The following is a 25,458-nucleotide window of genomic DNA, read 5'->3' on the forward strand; positions in this document are numbered from 1 at the left end:
GAAAGAGCTTGGGCCGTAAGTTATTTCGACTTATGGCCCAAGCTCTCTTTACTAAAGGATCTCAATAGATGTCCTTTTTATTTTTCTTCACTAACAGCAAATCACCGATTCAAACTTTCTCCATTTGTAGAAATAACCTCTTTATACCAATGAAATGAATCTTTTTTACTTCTTTCAAGCGTTCCATTCCCTGCATCATCACTATCCACGTAAATAACACCATACCGTTTAGACATTTCAATGGTTCCACATGAAATGATATCGATGATTCCCCACATAGTATAGCCTAAAAGCTCTACACCATCAGCAATTGCTTCACTCATTTGTTGTAAATGCTTTTCTAAATAGTCAATCCGATAAGGGTCATGAATTGCGCCATCCTCTTCTACTTGATCATAAGCACCTAACCCATTTTCAGCAATAAACAGCGGTAATTGATAGCGATCATACATCTCGTTTAGAGAAATTCTCAAACCAATTGGATCAATTTGCCATCCCCAGTCACTTGTTTCTAAGTAAGGATTTTTCATCCCGCTTAGTAAGTTTCCGCTGGTAATTTCATAATCAGGACTGACACTAGTTATCATTGACATATAGTACGAAAATGATAGGAAGTTTACTTTATTCTCTGCTAATAATTCTAAATCTCCAGGAGCGACTTCTATCGTAATTCCTAACTCATCAAACATTCGCTTTGTATAGCTAGGATATTTTCCTCTTGCTAAAACATCCGTATAAAAATAATTCTTATAGTTCTCATCCAAAATGCTTTGCATTACATCTTCTGGCTTACAGGTCGCAGGATATGTTGTAAATCGTGCAATCATTCCACCAATCATTGGTTCGCCTAGTATTTCTTTTGCAGCTTTAATTGCTCTTGCATTTGCCACGAACTGATTATGTCCTGCTTGAAAAATACTTTGGTTATAGTTTTCTTCTTGATCTTCAATAACGGCACATCCATTGTATGGATTAAATCTATTACAGTTAATTTCATTAAAAGGTAGCCAATAGTCCACTAAATCACCTAAACGCTCAAACAATGTACGTGCATAGACTTCAAAAAAATCAATAGTCTTTCTACTTTTCCAACCACCATATTTGGTCACTAAATTAACTGGAATCCCATAGTGAAGCATTGTAGCAAAGACTTTCATTCCTCTTTTTTGGCATTCAGTAAATAGATCAACATAAAATTGTATTCCTGCTTCATTAGGTCTCTCGTCATCTCCATTTGGATAAATACGCGACCAATCAATGGATGTTCGGAAAATATTCATCCCCATTTCTTCAAACAACGCTAAATCCTCTTTATATCTATGATAAAAATCAATCCCTCTTCTAAAGGGATAATTGCGATCGCCTTCTGCAACTAGCGCTTGCTCGAAACGCTCACTGGTCATATTAATATCTCTGTTTCGATTCCGTTCCTCACGGTTCCAGTTAGGGTCAAAGTAACGCATCGATTGTGTATCCACACCTTTGCCATCTTCTAAATAACCACCATCTGCTTGACCACTCGAAATAGCCCCGCCCCATAAAAAATCCTTTGAAAATGTGTAAGTCATTTTACTTTTCCTCCAATTCATTACGTAAATACTGGTCCTTATAAACCAGACCGCTCGTTATAATAAAAGCTAAAATAAAACTAGCCACTGCACAGACAATTGCAAAAATAAAATTCCATTGATTCGTTGGATCAATAAAAATAGGCAATGTCGTAATTCCTGTTGGCGCAAAAGTCATTCGCTTAACATTCAGGAAACCCGCAAGTAAACCACTCATTGCACCAGCAATAATCACTGCTAAAAACGGTTTTTTATATTTTAAATTCACGCCATACAAAGCTGGTTCGGTAATTCCTAACAGTGCAGTAAATCCTGAAGAAAAAGCCAATCCTCGTACTTTCTGACTCTTTGCAAAGCGACCTACAGCAATTGCTGCGCCTGCTTGAGCGAAATTAGAAACTAAAAACCCAATCCCTAACATATCAAATCCATTGGAACTGATAGATTGTAAAACGAGAGGAATTGTTACCGCATAATGCATCCCAGTCATAATGAAGACTGGCGATAACGCACCAAAAATAAATGGTAGCACCCAAACAGCATAATTTTGAACTAAATTTAAGACAATTCCTAATCCTTGTCCAACCCAACTTCCTAATGGACCAATAATTCCCAAAGCTAAAGGAATCATAATAAAAAATGTCACTAACGGCCGCAAGAAAAACTTTACTGACTCAGGACAAAAACGTTCGACATAACGATCCACATAGGAAGCTACCCATATAATTAAGATAATTGGAATCACAGTTGAACTATAATTAGCTAACGTAATTGGTAAAAAGCCAAACATCTTTAATGGTTTACCTTCACTTACCAATGAAACAAAGGTCGGATGTAGCAGTAGCATGCCAATAATTGTTCCTAAATAAGGATTCAAACGAAACTTTATTGAGGCAGAATAAGCAACTAAAACAGGCATAAAATAAAAAGCAGTATCGCCAGCAAATGTCAAAATTTGATAAGTACCACCTGCAGGATCAATTAAATGGAACAAATCTAAAAGCACCAGTACTGTTTTTATCATTGCTGCAGCGGTGATTGCAGGTAACAGCGGTGTAAAAATACCTGTAATTGTATCTAATACTTGTGGAATAATCCCTTTTTTTGATGGTTCACTTGGCTCGGCCATTTCTTGATGACTCAGATCACTTTCAGACTCAGTTGACAGCAACTGAGTAAAGTGTGCATAAACAGTTCCGACACTTTGACCAATAATTATTTGATATTGTCCTCCGGTAACAATACTGCCCATTACGCCGTCTAAATCATTTATAGACTCTTGCTGTATTTTCTCTTCATCATTTAACGTTAAACGCAAGCGAGTTGCACAATGAGTAACACTTTTCACATTTTTGGCTCCGCCTATGTTTGACAAAATGCTATGACATAATTTTTGAACATCCATCAATAACCCTCCTATTCAACTTGTATTTCAATACTTGTACAAATATCAATCACTAGTTATACTTGAATTATACAATTATAAAAAACGCTTTCAATAATCGTTTTCCAGAACATTGATAACAAAAGGTAAGGTGATAAAATTGTTAAATCAACTCCCATCAGACTTATTTCTGTTAACCCACAGCGAACACCATTATTTAGAGGATCCCAATTATCATAGCCCTATTTATGAACAACTAGACAAAATTCTGTTACATGATCAAGAAGTCTATCAGTTTCAATTACCAAATTTAAAACAAAACCTTATTGAAATTAGAAGAGATTCGCGATTCACAGATGTACCATTACATGTACATACTAATTTAAATCTTAATTATGTCTATTCTGGAAGCTGTCATTATCAAGTAAACGGAACCGAGGTATTACTAAAAGAAGGAGATTTATGCATTGTTGATCGGCATGTTCTTCGCTCAAAAGGCAGACTAAGTGAAAAAGATATAGTCTTTAATATTAGTCTAAGCAATGACTTTTTTTCACGAGCATTTATTATGGGCTTAGGTGAAACAAGCATTTTAAGTACTTTTTTATTTTCAGCAATTACTGAAAATAACCACCATGACGGCTATATGATTTTTCAGAATAACCATAAAAATACAATTGCTTTTCTCAATCAACTAATTTGTGAATATTTCCAAAATGATACTTTTAGTAAACATGCGATAGAAGCACTCTTTTCATTAATTTTTATTCAGCTTATCCGTGATTATCAGAAGAATTCCACAAAGAAAGTTGCCCCTATTAGCAATAAAACCAGCCATATGTTAGAAATTATCGATTATATAGAAAAAAATGCTCGCACCTGTACATTAAAGGAAACCGCATTATTATTTAATTACCATCCAAAATATTTATCTCAGTTAATCAAGCAGACTTTCAATAAAACCTTTAAAGAAATTCAAACAGAACAAAGGATGAAAAATGCGATACAATTATTGCGTTATTCAGAATTATCAATCGCTGAAATCTCTCAAAATGTTGGTATTTCAAACGTAAGCCAATTTTATAAAAATTTTTCAGCTCTCTATACACTCTCTCCTAATGAATATAGAAAAACATTGACGAAACACTGAAATACTCACTTACTCCATTAATGGTATAAAAAAACACTTTCTATCAACAGAAAGTGTTTCAATAAATATTTCGTTTAGGCAGCGCTGTTTCCTGTAGTGTAAACGAACAAGAAAGTGAACAAAATGGACACGCCAACCATTATTAATTTTTTCGTTTTGTTGGGGTCCTCTTGAAGTAGCCATTTAATCAACAGACTGCCTCTAATCCGTTGACTTGCCTTCTCTTTTTCAGTCGCTGACTTTGTATACCGCCAACCACAAAAGTGCCAACGAAGTAAATTGGCGTACCAAGCCCGATAGTTTTTAGATAGAAAACCACCACAGATAAACAACGCTCCTAATAAAATATCTAAATACAACCAAACAACAAATGTTAACGGAATATCGATTAATGAATAATTCTTCACTTCAATCACTTGATCTTTCAAACCAAATTGATGAATAATCCGTTCTTGGTATTCAGAATCCGTCTCCGCTTCTTCTTTTCCCCCAACAACTTTTATGGCTGACTCGACGCCCATACCTTTTATAAAAGCTTGTTTGGAATGACAATACTTACATTCCACCACTTGATCAGCGGTATCGTACCATTTAAACGCATTCGCCCCACAACTTTGACAAACCACACTACTCATTTTTTGCCTCCGATATTTGTTATTTTTTATGGTTATGTTTCATTACTTAATGATACCATTTATTGGAGAATTCGGCTTATTTCTGAAGAAGTTGCTTTTGTTCAGCTGAGTATTTTAAGACATAGCTAGTAGACCATAAGTCGAAACGACTTATGGCCTACTAGATTTATATAACATCTTTATTTCTAATTAATTCACTTTTTTTTCCGCCCAATCTGCTGAATATTGTTTTCCTGCGACTAGGTCATACTGAATCAATTCATAATCATGAAGCAACTCTTTTTGTTCCTTCGTAAGATCTTTTTCTTCTGTCGTTTTATTTTGATCACTAGCAAATACTTTTTTACCATTCTGAACGTTTTGACTACCAGAATTAGGGTCAATTGTTGTAGCTGGTAAATTATTTGTCACTGCTGTTAACAAGGCATAAAATGGTGTCACTTTAATATTAGCTTGCTCGAGCGCCAATGAAGAAAACATATACGGAGATACTAATGAATAATTTGGCAGTTTTCTTTGTTGTTGTGCATATTTATTGTTATATACGAAATAATCTGTTTCTCGATACAACAAAGGATACTTCGCTAAATCTTGTTCCTTATAGATACCTGGTAAATGATCTCCATACCAAACAATTGTAATTGGTTTTTCAATTTTATCAATTTCTTCAATAAATTTCTGCGTTGCTTGATCTGTATAATTTAAACCTTGAAGATAGGTCTTCATTTGATTTCTATTGCTTTCTGAGACACCAGCCCCCTCGAAATCAAATGTGTCTTCTTTGTAGTAATTGTTATACGGCATATGATTTTGCATTGTAGATAGTTGGATAAACTGAGTCTTACCTTCCGTTGCATTTATCGCATCAACTGTTTCTTGATAGGCTGCTTCATCTGAAATATAAGGATTCGCTTCAATCTTTTGTGTATAATTCAATCCATCTGGACTTCCAATATAATGAAATTTATCAAACCCAAACTTTTCAAATACATTTAAACGACTGTAAGTATTTGCAGAAAATGGATGAATTGCCACAGCTTCATCAAATAAATTTAAAAAAGTAGGCGTCTTTTTTTGCTTGTTCACTAACTGAGTGTAAGGCACAGGCAAGGTAGCCCCCAAGTTACTTAAATCCATCCCTGTCAACGATTGCCACTCCATGTTTGCTGTACCTCCACCATAACCTGAGGAAAGCATTAAACCCGATGTTGTTTCTTTAGATAACTGTGTAATAAACGGAAATGGATTATTGTTCAAGGTTATATCCTTCAATCGAGACGGATCACTGAAGCTTTCGCTAAGAGTAAAAATAACCGTTTGCTCTTTTTGCCAATCCTGACGCTCTGAATTTATTTTTTTAGCCTCTGCATCATACTTTGCCATAATTTTTTTAATGTTCTCTTGTGAGTATCCAGAGGGTTCCTCCATAATTTTCACATCAATATTACTTAAAAATTGGATGACTGGACCATTAATCTGTGTCCCACGTCTTTGATTATAAAATTGACTATCAATACGGAAAAGCTTAAACACCAAATTAGGCAGCGAGTTCTGATGGTTAACGAAAAAGACCCCTGAAAAAAACACTAAAATTGAGACAATTCCTAATACTCGTTTTTTTATGTTTACTTTTAGATGATAGGTTCTTTCCAAACGTTTTTGTAGAATCCAAGAATAAATTCCTACTAAAACTAAACCAATGACGCTAACAATAAGAATGACAGGATTTAGCATATCTAAAATTTCACTAATACTGTTTAAAAAAGCTAAATCTGCCGGTAAAATGGGTTCAAGTCTATATTTAATTTTCAAAACTGTCGCGATAGTTAAAACAAGATTTATCACTAAGGTAAACGCAAATGCATACCAAAATCTATTAATCAATAAAATAACTAACATTAAGAATGCCATGATTACTATTACGTTTAAGACAACTGGTGCCTGTCTGTAGATAACAACGGTAAAAATAGAACGAAGTGCTGCATCCTTTGATCCATAATCTGCAATTAATAACATCTGCATAATCGTGAATAAGTAGAAAAATAGCGCACTATAAAATAATCTGCGGTAAGCACAGACCCAGTTCCATAGCTTATTTAATTTCAATTTTAGTTGTGAAAAATTTTCTACTCTTAAATTCTGCTCAATTTTACGATATAGCGGAATTTTTTGTAAAAGTAATACAACACAGCTAGAAAGAAGTGCTACTATCAAATAAGCAATAGTTAAATAGATAATTTGTTTTGCCCAAACAGTACCAGATTTCACCTCTGTTTGAACAAATTTCTCAGAAACTAGACGTGTAACAATTGGCCAATTTACTAAGATTTGTACAACTAATAAACTTGTAGATAGCACATTAAAATTTAAACGCAATAAGGAAAATCGTTTATTTACATTTTCTAAAAATATAAATAAAGAGATTGAATAATACACGGAAAAAAGAGACCAAGGAACATTGAATCGAGTAGCAGTACTTGTTCCTTTGTTTAAAAATAGAGAGATTTGTGTCATTAGTAAGACTAAGCTTGCTAATATTACTATTCCAAAAGCCACTTGAATAAATTTCAAATGGTAACGAGGAAGAAATTTAAACCGATAAATGGTGTAGCCAACTAAGTAAAAATAAATTAAAAGTAAAATGCTATTGCCGCTAGCCATTCCCCAAATATCTTTTCCAAAAAAAGTTGGTAAAGCGATTAAAAAGAATGTTAGTAGTGACATGGTCCATTTGATTTGTTCGTTCTTTAACCGATCTAAATACTCGTATAAATAAGGGCTTAATAAAAACAAAAGCAAGTAAGCCGTAGCAAATGGAAAAATATTTTGACTAATTGGAAAGAGTATCGTCCAATAATCACGTATATTTAATGAAAAAGAAGCCAAAGACAAATTTAAAACGAATGTTCCAAAAACATATAATAAATAAAAATTTGCAAATTTAGCTAGCGGCTTGGTTCCTACTGATTTTTTTCCGTGGTACCCCATATATAAAGCCAATAAATTCCCACCAACTGCAACTAATCCTAATGCTACTGAATAAAGATAAAAACGCGTACCATTTTGGTCATATTGTGGAATCGCTGTACCCGAAAATAATACACGTTGAACAATTATAAAAATACATGCCATAATTGGTGTAACTATTGGGTATTTTTTTAATTCTATCATATTTTCACCTATCTTTAATTTAAAAAAACCGTCCAAAATGGACGGTTTATAATTTTAGTTTCCTCATTTGGAAAGTGTCTTTCAAAATGATAATTGAGTGGCACTCGATTTCCAAGGAAATCTCCGTCCCATACTGTATTCGTAAGCAAATAAATTTGCAACGACTCCAAATAATTAACGTTTTGAAAACTGTGAAGCTTTACGGGCTTTCTTAAGACCTGGTTTTTTACGTTCAACCATACGTGCGTCACGAGTAAGTAACCCAGCGCGTTTTAAAGCAGAACGGAAGTCAGGATCTACTTGTAACAATGCACGAGCGATTCCGTGACGGATAGCTCCTGATTGTCCAGCATAGCCACCACCGTTTACGTTTACGATTACATCGTAAGCGCCTTTTGTTTCAGTTACGCCAAATGGTTGGTTGATAACTTCACGCAAGTCAGCATGTGGAATATATTCTTCTACGTCTTTTTTGTTTACAGTAATTTTACCAGTACCTGGTACTAAGCGTACGCGGGCAACTGCATTTTTACGACGGCCTGTGCCGCTATATTGTACTTGTGCCAATGAATTTCCCTCCTTAAATTAAGTTCGTGATATCTAATACTTCTGGTTGTTGTGCAGCATGTGGATGCTCAGCTCCACCGTATACGTTCAATTTAGTAAATTGTTTACGTCCTAAAGTGTTTTTAGGTAGCATACCTTTTACAGAAGTTTCGATAAGACGGCGAGAGTTTTTGTCGCGTAATTCACCAGCAGTCACTGATTTTAATCCTCCAGGATACATTGAGTGACGGTAGTAAATTTTGTCTGTAGCTTTTTTACCTGTTAATTTTACTTTATCAGCGTTAATTACGATTACGAAATCTCCAGTATCCACATGTGGTGTGAATGTTGGTTTATTTTTACCACGTAGTACAGAAGCAACAACTGCTGATAGACGTCCTAAAGGAACATCTGTTGCATCTACTACGTACCATTTACGTTCTACTTCGCCAGCTTTGGCCATATATGTTGTACGCACGTTTCTTTCCTCCAATTTTGTTTTCGATGTTTGACATACACTTGAGTTTCCGGGGCTCATTGTGGGGCAAACAATACCATTTAATATTTTACCTTCAATCACTGATAAAGTCAATGTTTTTCTGCGCTTTCAGAAAATAGATTTTCACTTATTTTTTTGTGCCTTTTAAACAGAAAAAAACCGCCAACGTCAACGTCAGCGGCTTTGGGAGTTGTTTTAAATTATGCGTCAATACCAGGCGCTTTGCCAAGTTTGGCTTGTAACATCCAAATATTTTTTTCGATGTCTGTTTTGTTTGCGATGAAAATGTCTTGTGTGCAGTCGTCGCCTTCTTCACCAGAAACTTCGATTCCTTTTGCGTAAAGGTCTGCTAAGTAACGGTAGCCTGCTACTAATTTTTCCATACGTTCTGGAATGGTGCGGTCCCAGTTACCAATTTCATCTTCAATTTTTGTATTTTCTGCGAATTCACGCAATGTTGAGAATGGAGAGCCGTCCAATGTGATTAAACGTTCTGAAACAACATCTAATTGCTCATTGATTTGATCCATGTATTCATCCATTTGTGGGTGAAGTGTTAAAAATTCAGGTCCACGCATATACCAATGTGTTTGATGAATTACCACGGAAAATTGGCTTAAATCTGCAACGAGTTGGTTCAAAATTTCTTTTGTTTTTTCAAATTTCATTCTTTGTCATCCTCCTAAATATTATTTCTACACTCTTAGTGTAATATGAATTGTGAAAAAAGTACACTGAAAACCTTTCTTTTTTAAAATTGTTATCAAATTATAATAATTACAATTAAGAATCTAATTAATTTCCTGAAATCGCTGTTTTTTCATCCGCAGTGACGACTTTTTGTTCCGCTTGAGTGAGGATCGTGTCGAGTGCCTCCGTCAACTGGTCAGTATCTTCTTTTCCTGTGACGAAAGCTAAAAAAAACTGATTCAGTCTCAGTTGCTCCGCTGCCGGCAAGTACCATTGCCCTTCTACTTGCTTAACCGTTAATGGCAGTTCAACTGGCTCATGGCTGACATTGATTTGTTGGATTTCTTTTTTTAAAACGGCTAACGTGTGCTGCATGTCTAGCGCTTGTGTTGCCTGTTGCGTTTGCTGAAGAAGAGCAGTGGTTGTATCTTCAATCGCCGTCACAAAATCTAAGCCCTTAATCTGAAAGGTGATTGTCGCTTGCCCATTCAATTCTTTCGTGGCTACTAGTTGATATGACGCTTTTTTCTTCACTTGAGCCAGTAATTCTGCGCTAAGCTTCTGGGCTTCGGTCTCGGTGACTTCAGCGTTCATTTCTTTTAAGCTATTGAAAAACTGCTTCTGGAACTGTTGACGGCTCGTCTGCAAATGCTCCACTAAGACTTTCGGTTCACGAAAAGTTTGAGAGAATGTCGCTGTCTTTTCTTGATAAATAAAGTAATCTACCAACTGTTGCGCTGCTTTTTCGCCGGAATGAGACGGTGCACTGCAACTTGCTAACGCCCCAATGAATAACAGAAATAGTGGTAGTAGCTGCTTCTTCATTTCTCATCCTCATTTCCTCAAGTCTTTGTCTCTCTTCTAGTTAAGCAACTTCTCAGCCATTTGTCAAAGCTATTTACTATCAATTATTTTCGGAATTCTGCTAATTTTTGATAACTTTGTGCTAAAATTTGTTGGGTTTCTTGAAAAACAGGATACAGTTCTTGATAAACTAGCAATTGATCCGCTCGTGGCGTGACCGTTTCATGAATCAGCACCTGTTGCGCCGCTGCTTGCAAATTTGGTAATTGCCCTAAGCCTTGCCAGCCTAGCAAAACAGCGCCTAATGCCGAAGCTTCGGTGCTATCAGTGAACGATAACGTTTCTCCCAGCACATCAGCCATGATTTGACGGAACACAGGGGAATCAGCAAAGCCGCCTGTCGCCCGAATCTCCTGAACGGGTCCACCGAGTTGTTTCAAATCTTCTAAAATAGTTTTTAAATTGAAACAGATTCCTTCCACCACCGCTCGAGCTAAATGTCCGGCGTGGTGATTTTTGCGCAAGCCAATAAAACTTGCGCTCGCCTCTGCATTCCACAGCGGTGCTCGTTCACCTAGCAAATAAGGATGAAACAGTAAGCCATTTGCCCCAGCTGGCACGGTTGCAATTTTGGCCATAATTGGGTCATAGAGATTGGTCCCGTTTTGGATAGCTTGCTGACGTTCTTCTGCAAAAATCGTTTGGCTCGCCCAATCTAACGCAACTGCACCATTACTACTTGCGCCACCAATCACCCAGTGCTGTTCATCTAGAGCAAAACAAAACGTTTCACCTTGCGGATGCAAAAAAGGTTCTTCGACAATATACCGAAGTGCGCCGCTCGTACCAACGGTCAAAGTCGCTACACCCATTCCTAGCGCTCCCAAACCTAAATTAGACAATGGACCATCCGCGCCACCAAGAACTAAAACCGTTTCCTCCTCAACACCAAGCATCTCTTGCCAAGAAGGCGCTAATGCTGGAAAAATGAACGTTGACGGGGCAACTTTTGGCAACTGTTCCTCCTCAATAGATAAATACGCCAAAATCGACGATTCCCATTGCCGCGTGTGAATATTAAATAAACCCATCCCCGAAGCACTACTATAATCTGTCCAGTATTCGCCAAAGAAACGGTAAAAAATGTAGTCCTTAATCCCAATAAACTTGGCCGCGCTCTGCGCAACGGCTGGCTGATTTTCCTGCAGCCAGCGAATCTTGTACAAAGGCGCCATTGGATGAACTGGCATGCCTGTCAATTGATAAAACAATTGGGCCGCTGGCGTTTCTTTTAACGCTTCCGCATAATCAGATGCTCGTGTGTCAGCCCAAGTAATCACTTGGGTCAATGGGCGTCCTTGCGCATCCATGGCAATTAAGCCATGCATCGCTGAAGCAAAAGAAATGAGCCCAATTGGTTGATTCTTCACTTGTTGTGTGACGGTTCGAATACAGTTCACCACAGCTTGGAACAGCGTTTCTGGGTCTTGCTCTGCCATTCCTTCAGTCTCTTGAATTAATGGATAACGCACATAGCTAGAAGCTACGACTGTGCCATTGGGTTGAAAAGCCACTGCTTTGGCTTGCGTGGTGCCAACGTCGACACCAATCGCTAATTTTTCCATTTGATTCCCTCATTTCTTGTTTCTTTTATTATTCCTAACAAAAAAAGATTTGTCTAGTCAAACGAAAAAGTTTAAAAAAAGCGTAGTTTATTTTTAAGGAGGTAACCTATGTTTTTCTTGAATCTCTTTTTGATTGGTGCCTGTTTCGGTTCTTTTTTATGCTTAGTGGCGGAGCGCTTACCAGTAGGGCGTTCTTTGTGGTGGCCCCCTTCCCACTGTCAAGGTTGCCACCAGCCTCTACAACTCTATGAATTAATTCCAGTTGTTTCGATTTTACTGCAGCGCTTTCGTTGTCGAAAGTGTCAACAGCCAGTGGCTAAGAGTTATCTTTTAGCAGAACTTGTCATGGGCGGGTTAACCGCAAGCTGTTTTTCAGCTGGCCTGACGATTGATGCTTTGATTCTCTGGTGGTGGCTGACGAGTGCTTTCACATTATCCTTGATTGATTACTGGTATTTAGTGGTTGAACCGAAGATTCTTTATCCGAGTTTTTTTGTGCTTTGCTTGCTGAAAATGGCGGGTCAGCATTCGTTTTACTTACTGACTGGTCTTTTTTGTTTTTGTTTTTTCCGAGCCGTCTTACACTATTTTCCGGAAGCCATGGGGCGAGGAGATCTTTTGTTACTGGGTTTGTGGGGCTGTTTTTTACAGGTACCTCAGTTGCTGATGCTACTATTTTTTGCCAGTAGTTATGGTCTAATCTATGGCTACAGTTGTAAATTTTTAGGGTATCCAGTTGAACAAAAACTTCCCTTTGTCCCCTTTTTAAGTTTGGGCTTACTCACAATCAGTTGCTTATAGCAAATAAAAAAAGCCGTAAGGAGCATGCTCCTTACGGCTTTTTAGGGTTTATTTATTGATGTTTTTCATCGCATCTTCAGCAGCCATTTGTGCTTCAATGTCTGAAATACTATAAACGTTTTCGCTAGCTACGCCAACTTCTTTTGGTTCCATGTTACGGTAACGCGCCATACCAGTACCAGCTGGGATGATTTTACCAATGATAACATTTTCTTTCAATCCAAGTAATGGATCTTTTTTGCCACGGATAGCAGCATCTGTTAACACGCGTGTTGTTTCTTGGAAGGATGCAGCAGATAAGAAGCTGTTTGTTTCCAATGACGCTTTGGTAATACCAAGTAAGACTGGACGACTAGTAGCAGGGACGCCACCAGCAACTAATGTGTCGTAGTTACGGTCTTTAAATTCTGCGATGTCCATTAATGTTCCTGGAAGGATTTCAGTGTCACCTGGATCCATTACGCGGATTTTACGTAACATTTGACGAACCATTACTTCGATATGTTTGTCGCCGATTTCTACCCCTTGCATACGGTAAACACGTTGTACTTCACGTAATAGGTAGTTTTCAACAGATAAAACATCACGAACTTGTAATAATTGTTTTGGATCGATTGAACCTTCTGTCAACGGTGCACCACGGTGGATGATGTCGCCTTCAGCAACTTTCATACGTGCAGTGTAAGGGACAGTATAGGTACGTGTATCTGTTTTTCCTTTGATGGTTACTTCTTTTTGACGTGTGGCAGGATCTTCAGAAATATCGATAACTTCACCGGTTACTTCTGTAATCACTGCTTGTCCTTTCGGATTACGTGCTTCAAAGATTTCTTGGATACGAGGTAAACCTTGAGTGATATCGTCACCGGCAACCCCACCGGTATGGAACGTACGCATGGTTAACTGTGTACCAGGTTCCCCGATAGATTGAGCGGCGATTGTACCAACTGCTTCTCCGACTTCAACGTCAGAACCAGTTGCCAAGTTACGTCCGTAACAGTGCTTACATACACCATGTTTTGTGTTACATGTAAAGACAGAACGGATGGTTACTTTTTCAATACCAGCGTCCACGATTTCTCTGGCAAGATCTTCAGTGATTAATTGATCCGCACCAATGATGATTGCACCAGTTTCTGGATGAACAACTGATTTACGTGTATAACGACCTAATAGACGTTCGTCTAATGGTTCGATAATTTCGTTACCTTCACGAATTGCTTCGATTTCAAGACCACGGTCAGTGCCACAGTCGTCTTCACGAATGATTACGTCTTGGGCAACGTCAACTAAACGACGTGTTAAGTAACCTGAATCGGCTGTCTTCAAGGCCGTATCGGTCATCCCTTTACGAGCCCCGTGAGTTGAGATAAACATTTCTAAGACAGAAAGTCCTTCACGGAAGTTTGAGATGATTGGTAATTCCATGATTCGTCCATTCGGAGCGGCCATCAAACCACGCATACCAGCTAACTGTGTAAAGTTGGAGATGTTACCACGGGCTCCAGAGTCAGACATCATGAAGATTGGGTTACGAGCTTCCATACTTTCGATCAGTTTTTGTTGGATTTCGTCTTTGGCACCGTTCCAAACGCCGATTACACGTTCATAACGTTCGTCATCAGTAATTAAACCACGACGGAATTGTTTAGTAATTGTTTCAACTTGTTTGTGGGCAGCATCAATGATTGCTTGTTTTTCATGAAGAACCATGATATCGGCAATCCCTACCGTCATCCCAGCATAAGTTGAGTGTTTGTAACCTAAGTCTTTCATGCGGTCAAGCATTTTAGAGGTTTCCGTAATGTGGAATCTCTTGAAGACTTCAGCAATGATATTTCCAAGATTTTTCTTCTTGAATGGTAAAACTAATTCTTGCTCTTTAATGTGTGCAGGAATGTCTGTACCAGCTTCTACGAAGTATTTATCTGGTGTTTGAACAGTTAAGTTATAGTCTGTTGGTTCGTTCAAGTAAGGGAACTCAACAGGCATGATTTCGTTAAAGATGATCTTACCAACTGTGGTGATTAAGATTCGTTCTTTTTGCCAATCAGTAAATGGTTTGTCACCTAAAAGTGTTGTTTGAACCCCAATCCGTGAGTGTAAATGCACGTAGCCATTTTGCCATGCTAAAACAGCTTCGTTCATGTCGCGGAAGATCATGCCTTCCCCTTCACGGCCTTCTTCTTCCATTGTTAGGTAGTAGTTACCTAAGACCATATCTTGAGATGGTGTAACAACTGGTTTACCATCTTTCGGGTTCAAGATATTTTGGGCAGCAAGCATTAACATACGAGCTTCTGCTTGTGCTTCTTCATTTAGAGGCACGTGAACCGCCATTTGGTCTCCATCGAAATCGGCATTGTAGGCTTCACAAACTAATGGGTGAAGACGAATCGCACGACCTTCAACAAGAACAGGTTCGAAAGCTTGGATCCCTAATCTATGCAACGTAGGTGCCCGGTTAAGTAAAACTGGGTGTTCTTGGATAACTTCTTCTAAGATATCCCAAACTTCATCTTCGCCACGTTCGATTTTACGTTTCGCATTTTTAATGTTTGTCGCAATTTCACGTTGTACTAATTCACGCATTACAAATGGTTTGAATAATTCAATCGCCATTTCTTTTGGTAAACCACATTGGTACATTTTTAAGAACGGACCAACGACGATTACGGAACGACCAGAATAGTCAACACGTTTACCTAGTAAGTTTTGACGGAAACGACCTTGTTTCCCTTTCAACATGTGAGAAAGAGATTTCAATGGACGGTTACCTGGTCCAGTAACTGGACGGCCACGACGACCATTATCGATTAAAGCATCGACCGCTTCTTGTAACATCCGTTTTTCGTTTTGAACAATGATGCTTGGCGCATTTAAGTCTAATAAACGTTTTAGACGGTTGTTACGGTTGATAACACGGCGGTATAAGTCGTTTAAGTCACTTGTTGCAAAACGACCACCTTCCAATTGAACCATCGGACGTAAATCTGGTGGAATAACTGGGATAACATCCATTACCATCCAGCTTGGTTGGTTACCAGAAGCACGGAAGGCTTCTAAGATGTCTAAACGACGGATGGCACGTGTCCGTTTTTGACCAGAAGCTGTTTTTAATTCTTCTTTTAATTGCGCAACTTCGCCATCTAAATCGACGTTATCTAATAATTGTTTCACGGCTTCGGCACCCATAGCAGCTTTGAAGGCTTGGCCATATTGTTCACGTTTTTCACGATATTCGCGTTCCGTTAACAATTGTTTTTTCTCTAATGTTGTGTCACCTGGTTCGATGACAACGTATGAAGCAAAATAAATGACTTCTTCCAATGCACGAGGGCTCATGTCTAAAACAAGACCCATCCGAGATGGAATTCCTTTAAAGTACCAGATATGTGAAACTGGTGCGGCTAATTCAATATGTCCCATACGTTCACGACGTACTTTTGAACGAGTGACTTCAACGCCACAACGGTCACAGACAATACCTTTATAACGGATACGTTTATATTTACCACAAGCACATTCCCAGTCTTTGGTTGGACCAAAAATGCGTTCACAGAATAACCCTTCACGTTCGGGTTTTAATGTACGGTAGTTAATTGTTTCGGGTTTTTTAACTTCCCCATAAGACCAGCTTCTGATCTTTTCTGGTGAAGCAAGCCCTATTTGCATACTTTCGAATTTATTTACATCGATCAAAAGGAATTCCCTCCATTTCCTTATTTAGAGAAGCTGAGTCAGCAACTTGTTAGCAAATGGCAAGCATCACTTGAAAGAAGGTCTGACGACACTTGGAACAAGTAATGGCTTGCGCAGTTGCAACAAAGTCGCAGTTGAATCAACTCATCAGAGTGGTAGCGACAAATTAGTCTCTGTCTTCGGCTGTTTCAATTTCTTGAACAACGTCTTGTGCTTCTTCTTTCACGACTGATTCTGCTTCTTTTTCCAGCTGTTTCGCTGATTGTTGTTCCGCAAATTTGGTTAGTGCGTCAACGGTGATTAAATCATCATCGTCATCGTCCATATCGCGTAACTCAATCTCAGCTTCCTCAATGTCCAAGACACGCATGTCTAAACCAAGTGATTGTAATTCTTTCACTAATACTCGGAATGATTCAGGCACACCTGGTTTTGGAATTGGTTCACCTTTAACGATGGCTTCGTATGTTTTCACACGTCCGACAACGTCATCAGATTTGTAAGTTAAGATTTCTTGTAATGTGTAAGCAGCACCGTAAGCTTCCAGTGCCCAAACTTCCATTTCCCCGAAACGTTGTCCACCGAATTGAGCTTTACCACCCAACGGTTGTTGCGTAACAAGAGAGTAAGGTCCGATTGAACGAGCATGCAATTTGTCATCAACCATGTGGGCTAATTTAATCATATACATGACACCAACGGAAATACGGTTATCAAATGGTTCACCTGTACGTCCATCGTAAAGAACTGTTTTAGCATCGCTAGCCATACCAGCTTCACGAACAGTTTCCCAAACGTCTTCATCGGTTGCCCCATCGAAAACAGGTGTTGCGACGTGAATGCCTAATTGGCGAGCAGCCATACCTAAGTGTAATTCAAGTACTTGTCCGATATTCATACGAGAAGGTACCCCTAATGGGTTCAACATGATATCAACAGGTGTTCCGTCAGGTAAGAATGGCATATCTTCTTCCGGCATAATACGGGAAACAACCCCTTTATTTCCGTGACGTCCCGCCATTTTATCTCCTTCGTGAATTTTACGTTTTTGAACGATATAGACACGAACTAACATGTTGACACCTGGTGATAATTCATCGCCAGCTTCACGAGTAAAGATTTTCACATCGTGAACGATACCGCCGCCACCGTGAGGTACACGGAGAGACGTGTCACGAACTTCGCGGGCTTTTTCCCCGAAGATTGCGTGTAATAAACGTTCTTCTGCAGATAATTCTGTGACCCCTTTAGGTGTGACTTTACCAACTAGTAAGTCGCCATCTTGAACTTCAGCACCAATGCGGATAATCCCCATTTCGTCTAAGTCTTTCAATGCGTCTTCCCCAACGTTTGGAATTTCACGGGTAATTTCTTCAGGTCCTAATTTTGTATCACGTGCTTCTGATTCATATTCTTCAATATGCACAGAAGTGTAAACATCGTCTTTAACTAAACGACGGCTCATGATAATGGCATCCTCGTAGTTGTAACCTTCCCATGTCATGAAGGCAACTAAGACGTTTTGCCCTAAAGCCATTTCGCCTTCTTCCATAGAAGGTCCATCCGCTAAAGTATCGCCCTTTTCAACTTTTTCACCTAAGTGAACAATTGGGCGTTGGTTGTAGCTTGTTCCTGAATTTGAACGACGGAATTTAGTAACCATATATTTGTCTAATGCGCCATTGTCGCGACGAACGCGAATTTCTTTTGCATCGACGAATTCTACGACACCGTCATGTTTACATAGTAAAGCAGCACCTGAGTCATGGGCTGATTTATATTCCATCCCTGTACCTACCCACGGAGAGCGTGGTTGAATTAACGGCACCGCTTGACGCTGCATGTTGGCACCCATCAAGGCACGGTTGGAGTCATCGTTTTCTAAGAAAGGAATACATGCTGTTGCGACTGCGACTACTTGTTTTGGTGAAACGTCCATGTAGTCAACTTTGTCTACGGCAACTTCTAAGTTTTCACTTTGTAGACGCGCCATAACAACATCATTGGCAAATGTGCCATCTTCATTTAAAAGTGAGTTCGCTTGCGCTACGATATAATGGTCTTCGATGTCTGCTGTTAAGTAATCTACTTGATCAGTAACACGGCCTGTCGCACGATCAACACGGCGATAAGGCGTTTCGATGAAACCAAATTTATTCACTTTTGCGTAACTAGATAAACTATTGATCAACCCGATATTTGGTCCCTCAGGCGTTTCAATTGGACACATACGACCATAGTGAGAGTAGTGAACGTCACGAACTTCATAACCGGCACGGTCACGAGTCAAACCACCAGGCCCTAAGGCTGATAGACGACGTTTATGGGTTAACTCACCTAATGGGTTTGTTTGGTCCATGAACTGTGATAACTGTGAAGAACCAAAGAATTCTTTGATACTTGCTACCACTGGACGGATGTTGATTAATTGTTGTGGTGTCAATGTTTCTGTGTCTTGAATAGACATTCTTTCACGAACCACACGTTCCATACGGGCTAAGCCAATACGGAATTGGTTTTGTAATAATTCACCTACTGAACGGATACGACGATTACCTAAGTGGTCGATGTCATCGACATTGCCGATATCTTCCATTAAGTTGAAGAAGTAGCTCATTGAAGCAACGATATCTGCTGGACGAACTGTTTTTACGCTGTCGTCTGGATAGCCGTTACCAATCACATTTACGATACGTTCAGGATCTTTTGGTGAAAGAACTTGAATCACTTGGATTGTCATTGGTTCAGTTACTACCGCATCTTCACTTGGATAGTAAGTTACGCTGTTTAAGCCGTTGTCAATGTATTCGCCTAATGTTTCCATGATTTGGTGTGTTAAAACCGTGCCTTTTTCGACAATGATTTCACCAGTTTCTGGATCAACTAGCGTTTCCGCTAAGGTTAAGTTTAATAGACGTGTTTTTAAGTCTAATTTTTTGTTAACTTTGTAGCGACCAACGTTTGCCAAATCATAACGTTTTGGATCAAAGAAACGTGCAGTTAACAAGCTACGTGAGCTATCTGCTGTTTTTGGTTCGCCTGGGCGAAGACGTTCATAAATGTCTTTCAAGCCTTCTTCTGTACGAGAATCACTTGCATTTTTGTGTAAATCTTTTTCAATTGTGTTGCGTAAGCTTTCGCTGTCGCCGAAAATTTCGAAGATGGTATCATCTGAACCGAAACCTAAAGCACGAACTAACACAGTTAAAGGAATTTTACGTGTGCGGTCAATCCGAACATAAGAAATGTCTTTCGCATCTGTTTCCATTTCTAACCATGCACCACGGTTAGGAATGACTGTTGAGCCAAAACCTTCTTTGCCGTTTTTGTCCACTTTTCCATGGAAATAAACACCTGGAGAACGAACTAATTGGGAAACGATAACACGTTCTGCCCCGTTGATGATGAAGGTACCCATTTCTGTCATTAATGGGAAATCGCCGAAGAATACTTCTTGGGATTTAATTTCACCTGTTTCACGGTTGGTTAAACGTAATGTTACATGTAATGGCGCAGAATAGTTGGCATCATGTGCGCGGGCTTCTTCTACTGTGTACTTTGGTTCTTTTAATTCATAGTCAACAAATTCTAAGGATAAGTTTCCTTGGAAATCATCAATTGGTAAAATGTCTTCAAACATTTCACGAAGTCCCTCATCTAAAAACCATTGATAAGAGTCTGTTTGGATTTCAATTAAATTTGGTAATTCCAATACTTCACTGATACGTGCGAAACTTCTACGTTCGCGATGCTTTCCGTATTTTACTACGTGTCCAGCCAAGCTCTTCACCCCTCTAGTTATAAGTCTATCAAAACACCGATCCGAAAAATTACATTTACGTTACATATATTAAATATATGTAACAAAAAGCATTTTTTGCAGTTTTTAAGCAAAAAAAAACCAAAAATAGAACATGCTTCCGAAAAATTTTCTGGCGTTTCTACTTTTGTTTTCCTATAAAAAACCGGAACGGACAATATTTCGCTCCTGCTTCGTCACTTTCAGATAGTTTTTGCTCTATAGATTCTACTACCTTTGTCTAGAAAAGTCAAGGGTTTCTTTAAGGTTTTCTTTTTCATAAAAAGGAGTTTTTTTATAAAGGGTTTTAATGAAAAAATGCGTAATAAATAATTACGCCTTTTCCCCTATCTTCTATTCACACAAAAAAACGAATGCAAAGATGCATTCGTTTTTGACTAACCGCCACCTAATAAAAAGTCTAGGACATTCATGCCGCCGCTTGTTTGGCTGCGGTAAAGTTCGGTGTAGCCGCATTGGGTACAGCTAATTGTAATAAATTTTTTATTTTGAACATCAAAAATTTTCGCAAAGTTCCCACCTGTTGCTTGAAATTGGTCCGACACATAGTGCATGTTGCCACATTTCTCACAAACATATTGTTGCTTTTCCATTCCCCTCACTCCTTCTCAATAAAATAAGTATAGCAAACGCCTGCTTCATTTTCCTCCATCCTAAGATGGATTTTTTCACTAGTTGACCAAGCCTTTTCCTTTCCGCTACAATAAGCATAACGAATCGGAGGAAAAAATATGTCGACAAAAAGCCAAGTCCTAACTTTATTGATGAAACAAACGCCCGCATTCCTTTCGGGCGAAGAGATGGCACAACGTCTGTCCTTATCTCGCACAGCTATTTGGAAAGCGATTAATGAATTGAAAAAAGATGGCTATCAAATTACTAGCGTGCAAAATAAGGGGTATCGCCTTGAAAAATCAGATGTCCTTTCTGCAGAAGGCATTCAGTTGGCGTTATGGTCACAAACACCGCCTTTAACAATTACCGTCCTAGAAACATCTGAATCTACCATGACCGATGCTAAGCGGGCGATTTTAGACCAGACGCCCGACAATACTTTGATTGTTGCTGACATGCAAGAAATGCCGCGGGGCAGGTTCGGCCGGCCGTTTTTCGCTACGCCAGGTAAAGGGATTTACATGAGCATGGTGCTTCAACCGAACCAAAATTTTGAAGAAATCGCTCAATATACTGTGATTATGGCCGTAGCGGTCGCTCGAGCAATGGATGCTCTGGCAGGCGTTCACACAGAAATTAAATGGGTCAACGACCTTTATTTAAACGGCAAAAAAGTTTGCGGGATTTTGTCGGAAGCCATGAGCAATGTGGAAACAGGGCAGATTTCTAATGTTATCATCGGCATGGGGATTAATTTTTCAATTACAGAAACCGAATTTCCTGAGGACATTCGGCAGAAAGTGACTTCTCTTTTCCCAGAGGGTGAACCAACGGCGACGCGAAATGAATTAGTCGCCAACATTTGGAATCATTTTTATCAAATTTTAGACAAACGTTCAACGAAAGACTTTTTAGAAGAATACCGTCAACGCTCCTTTGTGATTGGCAAAGACGTCGCTTTTACCCAAAACGGGCAAGACTTCCGCGGCGTTGCGACAACCATTAATGGAAATGGCGAATTGATTGTCCAGTTGCCTGATGGCACGGCCAAAACGTTGTCTTCTGGGGAAATTAGTTTGGACCAGATTGGTGAATGGCGTCGAGGTTAAGTGGGGAAATTTAGAAAAAAGCAAGTGGGACATCAGTCGTTTTGACTGATGTCCCACTTGCTTCTTCTGAAGATAATCAGCTGAACAAAAGCAGCCCCTTCGGAAATAAGCCGAAATTGACTTTCTCACACAAGTGTTCGGCATATCTTAATCCTTCCAAGTGTTGAGAATCACGAAGAACGTAGTGATTCGATGATGAACAGAACCTACTTGGTTCTTGGCGCTAAGCACTTTTGTCTCAGCCACATTATCTTGATACCTGATTATTGAACATTAACATCTATCGCTTGATAAAATGAATTAATCGTGTCATTGATATCCCAAACGGCATAAATAACATGGTATCCTTTCCTATCAGCGGGAATATTTATTCTGTGTGTTTCTGTATCATTGACCATAAATCCTTGACCAGGAGGTAAATCTTGACCGATTGGTTGCCCTACTATGCCAATCAGTTCCATTTCGTCCATCGTTAATGGTGCATTAGGATTCCATCCAGGTTTCGTCATATAGTATCTAAAACGATTGGTCTTATGTTTTGCCGTCATCACCCATTTAAAATTATTCTCTCCTGTTGTTATATTACTTTTTACCCAACGAGTGGCTGTTTGTTCATCTAGTTTGGAATAGCTTGCTAAGCCAGCTGAAGGCAACCTTCCATTTAATTGACCCGTGTCTAATAATTTAGTTGGCGCTTCAATTCCTTGGGGTGTCGTGATAATTTCTGGCTGTGAGCTGTCTTGACCAGGTCCCCATCCAAATCCGTTTGCTTCCGCATTTTTGACTCGACTGACTGGGCTATCAACATAGCCGTGTGCATAACTCTGCTGTGCATCTCCTAAAGCAAAAACACTGATCATCGTTGCGCCTACTGCAATTATAAATAACATCATTTTTTTCATGTATATCGCTCCCTTATAAGCAAAACCCTTCAAAAAACATGTAATCTTAATCAACTGAAACATAAAATCTCCACAACATCATTTTTACTTTTTCGATAGCGACCATCAACTTTGTGCACAATTATTGTCGACATATTTATTTTAAATGAACTAGCAATTCAATAGCAACTGTCCGCCTTTTTTACTGAAAAAAACTTATAGCACTCTTATAAAAAATGTTTGTTTTTTAATTTATCATTATTGAACACCAACTATTTATAGCGGTTAACCGAGAACAGCCTTGTACACTTTTTTAAGAATGCTCAAGTACTGTTTTTTTAACTGCTTCACTTCCCCACACCTTTAAATTTATTTAAAAAACAATAAATTTTCTTAAACTTCATTGTGAGAACCGCTGCATAAATTCTATACTTCTAGCGTTAGATAAAATAACCTTGTTAGGTGAGGCTCCTATCCAAACATAGGCTATTGCGCAGAAATGTCGAAAGACACCAATGTGTAAAACAGGAATGGTCGAATTAAGGCTCTTCTAAAAATAGCTAAGAGAAATCTTTACGTTGGATAGTGCTAAAGCTCAGACGATGAGAACCGATTGGCTTGCTGTGTCCTGTTTAGTCGCAAGCGCTTATTTACGATCGATGCTGGCTTAGTCTACTCTTTCAAGGGAAAAAGAAAGGGATTCTCATGCAAACATCGAATAAAAAATTTCCACTTTATGCCCTAACAACGCTTGGTTTTACTTTCCTCACTTTGTTAGTGGCGGCTAGTCCAAATTGGTTTCAACAAATGGACGAAGCTATCTATCACATCAAATGGCAATTAAATGCCCCACTTTTAACAGCGGTCAATCTGTTAGCAAAAACTGCCACGATTGGACCAATGCTGCTATTCTTCTTATCATTGATGGTGTACCTTTTACGCAAAAAAGAAAAAATTCTAGCCTTTTGGGCTGTCAGTAACCTATTAGCTGTCGGCTTTTTAGGGAGCGTTTTTAAACACGTGGTGGGTCGGGCTCGACCAAACCTAGGCGCTTTAGCTGACCGGAGCTCTGCTAGCTTTCCCAGCGGACATTCATTATTAGCAATGGCGCTAGTCTGTACGATTTTGATCATTTTGACCTATCTTCATGTCGAAAAAACCAAAGGCATCAAAATTTTCTTACTCACTTATTTAGTTTTGATTGTGTTAGGTCGCTTAATCTTACGCGTTCATTATCCTAGTGATGTCATTGCTGGGATGCTCCTAAGTTATAGCTGGATCAACTTTTCATTTCAAATTGTCCAACGTTATTTGCCGGCACCTGAACCAGAGGAAGCAGAAGTATCGACACAACGCCGGCGCCGCCATTCTCGTAAAAGAAAAAGTTTATTCGTGGTCTTCAGTTTAACCCTTTTATTTTTAGGTACACTTTCTGTTTCGGCTTACGGCGTCAGCATGTATCGCAATTTGCAAAAAACGGCGAACACCATGTATAAACCAAGAAAATCTTCCACGAAGAGTCCCGATTTAGCCAAAGGGGAACCGGTTAGTTTCTTAATTATGGGGATTGCGAATGACTCAAAACGCAAAACCGATTACCGCTCCAACGCCTTAATGGTGGTTACAGTGAATAATCAATTACAAAAAACTACCATCACTAGCATCCCGCGTGACTACTATGTGGAAATGGCTGGCACCAATGGCGAATACAATAAAATCAATGCGGCCCACGTTTTCGGTGGTGCCGATATGCAAATTAAAACGGTTGAAAATGTCTTGCACATCCCAATCAATCATTACTTTTCAATTGATATGGATGCTATGAAGGACCTTGGCGATGCGGTGGGCGGCGTCACTGTTGACAATGCCTTTGCTTTTGACGCTGAAGGGATTCATTATCCGAAAGGCAAACAGCATTTAGGTGGCTGGGAAGCTTTACAATACGCGCGCATGCGTTACGAAGACCCTGAAGGCGACTATGGTCGTCAACGCCGCCAACGAGAAGTTTTAATCGAATTAACCAACAAGCTACTTTCTTTTAACAGCTTGCTAAAATATCAAGAAATTCTGGACGTAATCGGCGAACATGGCGAAACCGACTTGTCCTTTGACCAAATGATGGCGATGCTAAAAAAATACACCCCCGCACTAAAAACGATTGAAACCGATCAATTAAAAGGCTACGATTACACTGGCGATGGCGTGACAGGGATTGAAGGTATTTCTTATCAACTTGTGGAAGAGAGTGAACGCCAACGTGTCGAAAATGCCATCAAAGAACAAATGAACCTCTCTACGAAAGACACTGAACAATCGCAATAACGACTAAAAAGCAGCGCCCCTTAATGAAAGGGGCGCTGCTTAACTTTGCCTAGTTAGACGGTCATTTCAAAAATATTAATTTTTGTCACCGTTAGTAACGGCTCTACATCAGAGAGGTATGTTAGCGCATAGCTCT

Annotated in this window: 17 protein-coding genes and 1 riboswitch; of the genes, 4 read left to right on the top strand and 13 right to left on the bottom strand. The window is 39.1% G+C overall.

Annotation, left to right across the window (positions count from 1 at the left end; genetic code table 11):
* Window positions 1-101 precede the first annotated feature (101 nt).
* Window positions 102-1,568, bottom strand: a complete 1,467-nt coding sequence (locus IGL90_RS13135; RefSeq protein WP_002375460.1) for a glycoside hydrolase family 1 protein — start codon at window positions 1,566-1,568, stop codon at window positions 102-104.
* A gap of 1 nt (window position 1,569) precedes the next feature.
* Window positions 1,570-2,973, bottom strand: coding sequence for a PTS transporter subunit EIIC (locus IGL90_RS13140; RefSeq protein WP_048736885.1), 1,404 nt, complete (start codon window positions 2,971-2,973; stop codon window positions 1,570-1,572).
* Between the two features lie 130 nt (window positions 2,974-3,103).
* Here IGL90_RS13140 and IGL90_RS13145 point away from each other — a divergent pair, with 130 nt between their 5' ends.
* A complete protein-coding gene (locus IGL90_RS13145) occupies window positions 3,104-4,102 on the top strand; it encodes an AraC family transcriptional regulator (protein WP_002396794.1) in 999 nt (332 codons plus the stop codon).
* A gap of 74 nt (window positions 4,103-4,176) precedes the next feature.
* Here IGL90_RS13145 and IGL90_RS13150 read toward each other — a convergent pair whose 3' ends face one another.
* The 7 genes from IGL90_RS13150 to IGL90_RS13180 all read right to left on the bottom strand — a co-directional run bounded on the left by IGL90_RS13150 (window position 4,177) and on the right by IGL90_RS13180 (window position 12,072).
* Window positions 4,177-4,737 (bottom strand): hypothetical protein, encoded by a 561-nt coding sequence (locus IGL90_RS13150; protein WP_048736883.1) that lies wholly within the window; start codon window positions 4,735-4,737, stop codon window positions 4,177-4,179.
* 189 nt (window positions 4,738-4,926) lie between these two features.
* Window positions 4,927-7,944 (bottom strand): LTA synthase family protein, encoded by a 3,018-nt coding sequence (locus tag IGL90_RS13155; protein WP_082153233.1) that lies wholly within the window; start codon window positions 7,942-7,944, stop codon window positions 4,927-4,929.
* 138 nt (window positions 7,945-8,082) lie between these two features.
* Window positions 8,083-8,475 carry a 30S ribosomal protein S9 gene (gene rpsI / locus IGL90_RS13160; protein WP_002354786.1) on the bottom strand — a complete coding sequence of 131 codons (393 nt, stop codon included), beginning with the start codon at window positions 8,473-8,475 and terminating at the stop codon, window positions 8,083-8,085.
* A gap of 13 nt (window positions 8,476-8,488) precedes the next feature.
* On the bottom strand, window positions 8,489-8,917 hold the full coding sequence (gene rplM, locus IGL90_RS13165) for a 50S ribosomal protein L13 (protein WP_048670019.1): 429 nt from the start codon (window positions 8,915-8,917) through the stop codon (window positions 8,489-8,491).
* A 236-nt stretch (window positions 8,918-9,153) separates the two neighbouring features.
* Window positions 9,154-9,621, bottom strand: a complete 468-nt coding sequence (locus tag IGL90_RS13170; RefSeq protein ID WP_002354782.1) for a Dps family protein — start codon at window positions 9,619-9,621, stop codon at window positions 9,154-9,156.
* A 127-nt stretch (window positions 9,622-9,748) separates the two neighbouring features.
* Window positions 9,749-10,468, bottom strand: a complete 720-nt coding sequence (locus IGL90_RS13175) for a DUF5105 domain-containing protein (protein ID WP_010778023.1) — start codon at window positions 10,466-10,468, stop codon at window positions 9,749-9,751.
* Between the two features lie 83 nt (window positions 10,469-10,551).
* The gene (locus IGL90_RS13180; protein ID WP_010778024.1) at window positions 10,552-12,072 is read right to left on the bottom strand and encodes a gluconokinase; all 1,521 of its coding nucleotides are present in this window, start codon (window positions 12,070-12,072) and stop codon (window positions 10,552-10,554) included.
* A 108-nt stretch (window positions 12,073-12,180) separates the two neighbouring features.
* Between IGL90_RS13180 and IGL90_RS13185 the strand changes: the two genes are divergently transcribed.
* A complete protein-coding gene (locus IGL90_RS13185; protein ID WP_048736880.1) occupies window positions 12,181-12,873 on the top strand; it encodes a prepilin peptidase in 693 nt (230 codons plus the stop codon).
* Window positions 12,874-12,921: 48 nt separating this feature from the next.
* Here IGL90_RS13185 and rpoC read toward each other — a convergent pair whose 3' ends face one another.
* The 3 genes from rpoC to IGL90_RS13200 all read right to left on the bottom strand — a co-directional run bounded on the left by rpoC (window position 12,922) and on the right by IGL90_RS13200 (window position 20,988).
* Window positions 12,922-16,575, bottom strand: coding sequence for a DNA-directed RNA polymerase subunit beta' (gene rpoC / locus IGL90_RS13190; RefSeq protein ID WP_002354777.1), 3,654 nt, complete (start codon window positions 16,573-16,575; stop codon window positions 12,922-12,924).
* A gap of 166 nt (window positions 16,576-16,741) precedes the next feature.
* Window positions 16,742-20,356 carry a DNA-directed RNA polymerase subunit beta gene (gene rpoB, locus IGL90_RS13195; protein WP_002389470.1) on the bottom strand — a complete coding sequence of 1,205 codons (3,615 nt, stop codon included), beginning with the start codon at window positions 20,354-20,356 and terminating at the stop codon, window positions 16,742-16,744.
* Window positions 20,357-20,772: 416 nt separating this feature from the next.
* The gene (locus IGL90_RS13200) at window positions 20,773-20,988 is read right to left on the bottom strand and encodes a zinc ribbon domain-containing protein (protein WP_002354768.1); all 216 of its coding nucleotides are present in this window, start codon (window positions 20,986-20,988) and stop codon (window positions 20,773-20,775) included.
* Between the two features lie 138 nt (window positions 20,989-21,126).
* On the opposite strand from IGL90_RS13200, the gene IGL90_RS13205 reads away from it, so the two are divergent.
* Window positions 21,127-22,119, top strand: coding sequence for a biotin--[acetyl-CoA-carboxylase] ligase (locus IGL90_RS13205; RefSeq protein ID WP_010778026.1), 993 nt, complete (start codon window positions 21,127-21,129; stop codon window positions 22,117-22,119).
* Between the two features lie 263 nt (window positions 22,120-22,382).
* On the opposite strand, the gene IGL90_RS13210 is transcribed toward IGL90_RS13205, so the two are convergent.
* The gene (locus IGL90_RS13210) at window positions 22,383-23,021 is read right to left on the bottom strand and encodes a lytic polysaccharide monooxygenase (RefSeq protein WP_002375448.1); all 639 of its coding nucleotides are present in this window, start codon (window positions 23,019-23,021) and stop codon (window positions 22,383-22,385) included.
* Window positions 23,022-23,447: 426 nt separating this feature from the next.
* A riboswitch (M-box (ykoK) riboswitch) is annotated at window positions 23,448-23,614 on the top strand.
* A gap of 91 nt (window positions 23,615-23,705) precedes the next feature.
* Here IGL90_RS13210 and IGL90_RS13215 point away from each other — a divergent pair.
* Window positions 23,706-25,322, top strand: coding sequence for a phosphatase PAP2/LCP family protein (locus IGL90_RS13215; RefSeq protein WP_002379014.1), 1,617 nt, complete (start codon window positions 23,706-23,708; stop codon window positions 25,320-25,322).
* Window positions 25,323-25,458 lie beyond the last annotated feature (136 nt).

This window comes from Enterococcus sp. DIV1307a (assembly GCF_050537425.1).
Lineage (GTDB): Bacteria > Bacillota > Bacilli > Lactobacillales > Enterococcaceae > Enterococcus > Enterococcus faecalis.

What these genes read in the sequence shown, in the direction of transcription:
- IGL90_RS13135 (WP_002375460.1), bottom strand. Translation starts at nt 1,568, where the DNA reads ATGACTTACACATTTTCAAAGGATTTTTTATGGGGCGGGGCTATTTCG.
- IGL90_RS13140 (WP_048736885.1), bottom strand. Translation starts at nt 2,973, where the DNA reads ATGGATGTTCAAAAATTATGTCATAGCATTTTGTCAAACATAGGCGGA.
- IGL90_RS13150 (WP_048736883.1), bottom strand. Translation starts at nt 4,737, where the DNA reads ATGAGTAGTGTGGTTTGTCAAAGTTGTGGGGCGAATGCGTTTAAATGG.
- rplM (WP_048670019.1), bottom strand. Translation starts at nt 8,917, where the DNA reads ATGGCCAAAGCTGGCGAAGTAGAACGTAAATGGTACGTAGTAGATGCA.
- IGL90_RS13170 (WP_002354782.1), bottom strand. Translation starts at nt 9,621, where the DNA reads ATGAAATTTGAAAAAACAAAAGAAATTTTGAACCAACTCGTTGCAGAT.
- IGL90_RS13175 (WP_010778023.1), bottom strand. Translation starts at nt 10,468, where the DNA reads ATGAAGAAGCAGCTACTACCACTATTTCTGTTATTCATTGGGGCGTTA.
- IGL90_RS13180 (WP_010778024.1), bottom strand. Translation starts at nt 12,072, where the DNA reads ATGGAAAAATTAGCGATTGGTGTCGACGTTGGCACCACGCAAGCCAAA.
- IGL90_RS13185 (WP_048736880.1), top strand. Translation starts at nt 12,181, where the DNA reads ATGTTTTTCTTGAATCTCTTTTTGATTGGTGCCTGTTTCGGTTCTTTT.
- IGL90_RS13200 (WP_002354768.1), bottom strand. Translation starts at nt 20,988, where the DNA reads ATGGAAAAGCAACAATATGTTTGTGAGAAATGTGGCAACATGCACTAT.
- IGL90_RS13205 (WP_010778026.1), top strand. Translation starts at nt 21,127, where the DNA reads ATGTCGACAAAAAGCCAAGTCCTAACTTTATTGATGAAACAAACGCCC.
- IGL90_RS13210 (WP_002375448.1), bottom strand. Translation starts at nt 23,021, where the DNA reads ATGAAAAAAATGATGTTATTTATAATTGCAGTAGGCGCAACGATGATC.
- IGL90_RS13215 (WP_002379014.1), top strand. Translation starts at nt 23,706, where the DNA reads ATGCAAACATCGAATAAAAAATTTCCACTTTATGCCCTAACAACGCTT.